Raw genomic sequence first — 3,530 nt, forward strand, 5'->3', positions numbered from 1 at the left:
CATAGCCGATCGGGCGGCTGCGGGTCTGCGACACCGCGGCGGCCGCAGCCAGCAGCAGCAGGATCGGCCCGGCGGCCTCGACCCCCAGCAGGCCGTCGGCCAGCGCCGCGGCATAGCCGAGCACGAGCAACCCGAGGGTGAGCCCACGCAGCGGGCGAAACCAGACCGCCGCCGCGGCAAGGAAGACGGCCGCCCAAGGCAGCGCGATCATCGGCACGTTCAAGACATCCCCCGACCTGATCCCGATGCGCCCGCCGCCCCTGCCCGGTGCGGTTGCTGGCGATCGATTCCGATGCCCGGTTCCCGGCGGGGCAAAGGATCGCAGTCCTCGACCTCGCCCCTGGTCCAAGCTGGACGCTGGATAGAATGCCCGCGTTACCGCTTGATGTCCGCCGCAGTTGCAGATGCAACCGGGATAGGACCGGAATCTATCGGGTCGATGTATCAGTCGCCAAGTTGGGGCCGATCGAATCCAGCTTGATATGTTCTTATTTTGTTCCTATCATGAGACGGTGATCAGCCTGGTGTCTCGCCATGCAGCTCTCCTTCCCGCTCGACGACGATCCACTGCTGCCGAGGGTTCGCGCCCGGCTCCGTGCGATGGCAAGCCCCCGCCGGGACGAGCCGCGGCGCGACCCGGTCAGTCAGCTGGTCCGCAGCATGCTCGGCTCCAAGACCCGGGACGAAGTGTCGATCCAGGCCTTCGAGCGGCTGCGCGACTGGTACCCGTCCTGGGATCTGCTGCAGCGGGCGCCGCCGCGCCGGATCGAGCGCGCCATCTGGATGGTGAACCATGCCGATCGCAAGGCCGAGCAGCTGCCGCAGGCCCTGCGCATGATCGTGGCGCGCAGCGGCGCCCTGGCCCTCAATTTCCTGGCGGATTGGGACGAGGCGGTGGCGATGCGGTGGCTCATCGCCCTGCCCGGGGTCGGCCCGAAGATCGCCGCGTCGGTCCTGAATTTCAGCACGCTGCGCAAGCGCGAGCTGGTGGTCGACACCCATCTGCTGCGGGTCGGCGAGCGGCTGGGGCTGCTGCCGGCCGGAGCCGACTACGAGGCCGGGCATGACGGCTTCATGCGGCTGATCCCGGAAGGCTGGAGCGCCGACGACCTGTATGAACTGCACCGGATGATCAAGGTGCTGGGCCAGACGGCCTGTTCCGCCCGGGCGCCGGCCTGCGGCCGTTGCCCGCTGCAGGATCTGTGCCCCCGCTGCGGCTACTGACTCAGGCGGCCAGGGCCAGCATGGTCAGGCACACCGGTCCTTCAAAGCCGAACTGCACGTGGAAGCGCGCGCCCGGCAGCCGGTCCGACCGCACCGCCGGCGCCAGTTCCAGCACGACATGACCCTGCTCCACCGCCAGCAGCCTTGCGTCGTGGAACTCCATCATCCGCTGGGCGATCGGGTGGATCGCCTTGTACAGCGCCTCCTTGGCCGAGAAGACCAGGGTCGCGAACGCCGTCTCCGTCCAGCCCGGCGGGCGGCGGCGCCATTCACCGTCATCCAGCAGCAGCGGGCCAACCTGGCCGGCAACCTCGGCCGTCAATTCACGCTCCAGGTCCAGCCCCAGCGAGCGATAGTGCCGCGCCTCCGCCACCCCGGCCAAGGCCAGACCATCGGTGTGGCTGATGCTGCCGACCAGCCCTTCCGGCCAGGCCGGGCTGCGGTCGGGGCGGATCGGCACCGGCTGGTGGTGGCCACGCAGCCGGCGCATCGCCTGGGCCGCGCACAGCCGACCGGCCAGGAACTCCACCTGCCGCTTGGCCACGGCACGGGACAGCGATGGCGGCAGATCCACCTCCAGCGTGGGATCGGCGGCATGGCGATAGGTCTTGGCGCCCGCCAGCCCCACGGTGTCGAAGGCGAACCGGCAACGGGCCACGACGATGTCCGCCGTGGCGAAGGGCAGGCCGTCCTCGGTGAGCGTCAGTTCGATCATCGCCCGCGTCCCATCGAAACCATCCCGGTCGTGCGACCCACCGCCGGTGGATCATACCGATCGGCACCGCAACGGCTTACCGAACATTCATGCCATGGCGCGGAAGGCTGCTCTAGCATGCGGCATCACAGCCTGGGGATCACGGCATGCGCAGCCTGGTCGCACTGATCTGCTTCTGCTGCCTGATCGGCACTGCCCGGGCCGCCGAGCCGGTGCATTTCCCGTCGCTCGACGGACCGCCCGCCACCCTGCTCGATGCCTATTTATTCCGGACGGCCGCCGCGGGCCGATCCCCGGGCGTGGTCTTCCTGCATGGCTGCGGCGGCCTGCTGAGCCGGTCCGGCGCCATCAATGCACGCGAGCAGGATTGGGCGGCGCGGCTGAATGCGACTGGCATCAGCGTGCTGATGGTCGACGGCCACACGCCGCGCCATCATGGCCAGATGTGCGCGCCGGCCACGTTCGATGGGGCGATCCTGCGGGCACGGCCGTTCGATGCGGTCGCGGCGCTGCGCTATCTGCAAGACCAGGATTTCGTCCAGCCCGACCGGATCGGCCTGATCGGCTGGTCGCAGGGCGGCGGCGTGGTCCTGAACACCATCCGCAGCGGCAGCCCGGTGCAATCCATCCTGGCGGCGACGGGCGGCTTCCGCGCCGCCGTCGCATTCTATCCGGCCGGGTGCAACACGACGATCCATCGCACAGCCTGGGACAGCCCGGTGCCGCTGCTGGTCCTGGTCGGCGACGGCGATGTCTGGACCCCGGCCGATCGCTGCGGCGCGCTGATGGCGACGGCGACACCCGCGACCAAGGTCACGATGCAGACCTATCCCGGCGCCTATCATGACTTCGACTGGCCCGCCCGGCCCGTGCACGAGATGCCGGCCTACCGCACCAGGGCCGGCGTGGTGCCGATCGTGGGCACCGATGACGCCGCGCGGTCCGATGCGCTGCAGCGCGTGCCGGCCTTCCTGTCCTCCTGGCTTCTGTCCCCGGGACAGGCCACGCCATAGTCCGCGGAGTCAGCAGGTCTCACCGCAGCGCGACCAGGCCCGCGTCGGTCGGCCGGAAGCCGCAGGCATCGAAATAGAAGGCGCGCAGATGCGGTTCGAAATCGACATGCAGCCAGTCGCAATGCGCGGCCTTCGCCTGCCGCGCCGCCTCCGCCACGATCATGGCCGCGAAGCCCCGCCGCTGCACCGCCGGCGCGACCATCGTGTCCAGCAGGAAGGCATGGGTGCTGCCATCCCAGGCGACATTCACGAAGCCGGCCAAGCGGCCTGACAGCCGCAGGCAGACCCAGCCCAGGCTGTGGCGGCTAAGCTGGCCCCACCAGTCATGCCCGCCGACGGGGGTGCGGAAGCATTCGGCATGCAGGGCGTTGACCTCGTCGTTCCGGAACGGGCCGCGCCAGGTGAGCACGGGCGTCGCCTCTTCAGGCGGTCGGGCTGAGATAGGATCCATGGCGCCCATCCTCGCCGCTGCCAGGACCCCGTCAAGGACGGCTGCGATTCCGGGGCAAGAACCGGAGTTTTGCGGCGGCCGCACCGGCATATCCCTGGGCCAGGTCACCGGCCCGATCGGTGATCCC

General features: G+C 69.7%; 5 protein-coding genes. 2 read left to right on the top strand and 3 right to left on the bottom strand.

The window, feature by feature from the left end; translation table 11 throughout:
• A partial coding sequence (locus tag AC3XYG_RS05575) for a hypothetical protein (RefSeq protein WP_489138823.1) occupies positions 1-211 on the bottom strand: 211 nt, incomplete at its 3' end.
• A gap of 389 nt (positions 212-600) precedes the next feature.
• Here AC3XYG_RS05575 and AC3XYG_RS05580 point away from each other — a divergent pair.
• On the top strand, positions 601-1,224 hold the full coding sequence (locus AC3XYG_RS05580) for an endonuclease III domain-containing protein (protein WP_489138824.1): 624 nt from the start codon (positions 601-603) through the stop codon (positions 1,222-1,224).
• Between the two features lies 1 nt (position 1,225).
• Here AC3XYG_RS05580 and AC3XYG_RS05585 read toward each other — a convergent pair whose 3' ends face one another.
• Positions 1,226-1,939 (bottom strand): 4'-phosphopantetheinyl transferase family protein, encoded by a 714-nt coding sequence (locus tag AC3XYG_RS05585; protein ID WP_489138825.1) that lies wholly within the window; start codon positions 1,937-1,939, stop codon positions 1,226-1,228.
• A gap of 146 nt (positions 1,940-2,085) precedes the next feature.
• On the opposite strand from AC3XYG_RS05585, the gene AC3XYG_RS05590 reads away from it, so the two are divergent.
• Complete coding sequence (locus AC3XYG_RS05590; protein ID WP_489138826.1) at positions 2,086-2,952, top strand: dienelactone hydrolase family protein; 867 nt, start codon at positions 2,086-2,088, stop codon at positions 2,950-2,952.
• Positions 2,953-2,971: 19 nt separating this feature from the next.
• Here AC3XYG_RS05590 and AC3XYG_RS05595 read toward each other — a convergent pair whose 3' ends face one another.
• Complete coding sequence (locus AC3XYG_RS05595) at positions 2,972-3,403, bottom strand: GNAT family N-acetyltransferase (RefSeq protein ID WP_489138827.1); 432 nt, start codon at positions 3,401-3,403, stop codon at positions 2,972-2,974.
• Positions 3,404-3,530 lie beyond the last annotated feature (127 nt).

It is taken from the genome of Inquilinus sp., from assembly GCF_057815775.1.